The sequence below is a fragment of the Kitasatospora sp. NPDC091257 genome (assembly GCF_044757675.1).
In the GTDB taxonomy this organism is placed as follows: domain Bacteria; phylum Actinomycetota; class Actinomycetes; order Streptomycetales; family Streptomycetaceae; genus Kitasatospora; species Kitasatospora lactacystinica.
Genome location: NZ_JBIVVI010001673.1, coordinates 1 through 1468, shown reverse-complemented (window position 1 = coordinate 1468; position 1468 = coordinate 1). Strand labels below are relative to the sequence as shown.

Genomic DNA, 1468 nt, shown 5'->3' with positions numbered 1-1468 from the left:
GGGGACCGGGACACCGACCGGGGGTCCCGGCTGCTCCCGGTGTCACGACTGCTCACCCGCCCGCAGTTCGGTGGCGATCCGGCGCCGGCCGGCGACCAGCGTCTCCACCACCACCCCGAGCCCGACCAGCAGGGCCAGGCCCGCGGTGGGCAGCAGCACCGGCATCAGCACGGGGACGACGACGTCCCCGACCGTGGCGCCGACCAGCGTCGAGATGTCGAAGGCCCCGCCCAGCAGGGCGACCGCCGCCAGTGCGACCAGGCCGCCGCCGACGGCCGCGGCCAGGGTCTGCGGCAGCGCCTCGGTCATGATCAGTGCCAGCCCCTGCCGCGGCCGCATACCCATGGTGCGCAGCCGGGCGAGCACGGCGATGCGGTCGGGTGCGGCCCGGAAGAGCGTCAGCAGGACGGCGAGCAGGGCGAATCCGGCTCCGGCGGCGGCCGCGTACCGGAACAGCCGCCCGGCGGCGTGCTGCAGCGGGTCGTCGCCGAGCGCGGCGGCGGTCTCCCGGCTGCTGTGCACGGTGTATCCCGAGGGCAGGCCGTGGGTGTCCTTGCCGACGGCGGTGGCGTCGTCCGCGATCAGCTTGGCCAGACCGACCGGCCGGTCCCCGCTGTTGTCCCGCAGGACCGTCCTGACCCGGTCGGGGTCGACGTCGCCGACGGCGAACCACGTGTTGACCCGCCTGGTGTCCGGCAGTCGTTCCCAGGTGGGGCCGGCGGGAACGACGACGAACGGCTTGCCCGGGTCCGGCAGTGCGGGGGTGGCGCCGACGGTCCCTGCGACGGCGAGGTGCAGGTCGTTGCCGTTGGGCGTGCGCACCCGGGACGACCCTGCGGCCAGGCGTTCGGCCAGGTCGCGGCTGACCAGGGCGGGCACCGGGGTGTCCCGGCCGCCGCCGGACGTCCCGGCCAGCCTCGCCGGATCGAACCCGCCGACCCCGAGGGCCCGGGCGATCTCGGCGTACGCCGCCGGGTCGGCCACCACCACCAGGTCGGCCTCGGTGTAGTCCCGGTCGGTGGCGAAGAAGCGGGCTCTGGGCTCGATCCAGGCCGCGGTCGAGGCCCGGACGCCCGGCAGGGCGGCGGCGGCCTCGGTGAACGGCTCGGTCAGGGTGGCGTAGTCCGGGAGGGCGACGCCGATGTCCCCGCCCGTGGCGATGCGCGCGGCGCGGGTCCGCACGTGGTCGACGGTGTCGAGCACGGTGGCGCCGAAGCCGGTCGTGGTGACGGCGATCAGCAGGGCGAGCAGCGGCAGCACGGAGGGCTTGCGGCGGCCCGAGCCGTCGCGGGCGGCCCGGGCGAGGCCGAGGAAGCCGATCGGGCCGCGGCCCCGGCCGGCGAGGGTGGCCAGCCGGCCGACCACCACCGGCTCGATCCTGGCCAGCAGCAGTCCGCCGGTGACGGCGAGCAGGAGCGGCGCGGCGACCAGCAGCGGGTCCACCCCGGCCCCGGGGTGGCCGACACCC

1 pseudogene is annotated in these 1468 nt (G+C 77.0%); it reads right to left on the bottom strand.

The features are described 5' to 3' along the window. Window positions 1-42: 42 nt before the first annotated feature. A pseudogene (locus ACIQOV_RS41200) lies at window positions 43-1468 on the bottom strand (hypothetical protein); the annotation flags it as partial.